The organism is Paenibacillus agaridevorans (assembly GCF_003112455.1).
GTDB classification, from domain to species: Bacteria; Bacillota; Bacilli; order Paenibacillales; family Paenibacillaceae; genus Pristimantibacillus; species Pristimantibacillus agaridevorans.
In genome coordinates this window covers 79,334-79,811 of the sequence record NZ_BDQX01000430.1, presented here as the reverse complement: position 1 = coordinate 79,811, position 478 = coordinate 79,334, and the positions used below count along the sequence as shown (strand labels likewise).

Sequence of the window (478 nt, the reverse complement as noted above, 5' to 3'; positions counted from 1 at the left end):
CGTCGCAGCCGCGGCATGGGTACGGACATTGCCGACGAAGAGCTGCCGGTGTACGGCACGATCGCAAGCCGGTTTGGCGACTTGGCGACCGATGCGTTGTTCCGCGACATTGCGGAAGCGGCGGAGCGTTATGTCCGTAACGCTTTGAAGCCGGCGTCGCGATCGCCGCTGATTCCAGAACCTCAGTCGCCGGCCGACGATGCCCGGATCGCTCCCAAATGGCCGAAGGTATCGCTTCCAGGCTCCATCATTCCGCGGGAGCGGAGCGGATACCTGGGCGAGATCGTCGAGACGCTGCGGGAACGTCGAACATTTGTAGAGGAGCAGGCCGAGCTGGCGAGGCGGATCGGCAAGCTGCGAGGCGCGCGGATGCTGGTGAAAGCGAATGGCGGAAGTTCTTTATTGCGAGAGACAGCGTCCGGGCAGTCGGGGCAAGGTACGAGATCTCAGGCGCGGGACTCCTCGCAAGCGCCGCCCA

General features: G+C 64.2%; 1 pseudogene. It reads left to right on the top strand.

Features of this window, described 5'->3' with window-relative positions:
- Positions 1-478: pseudogene (locus tag PAT3040_RS37755) on the top strand (hypothetical protein); the annotation flags it as partial.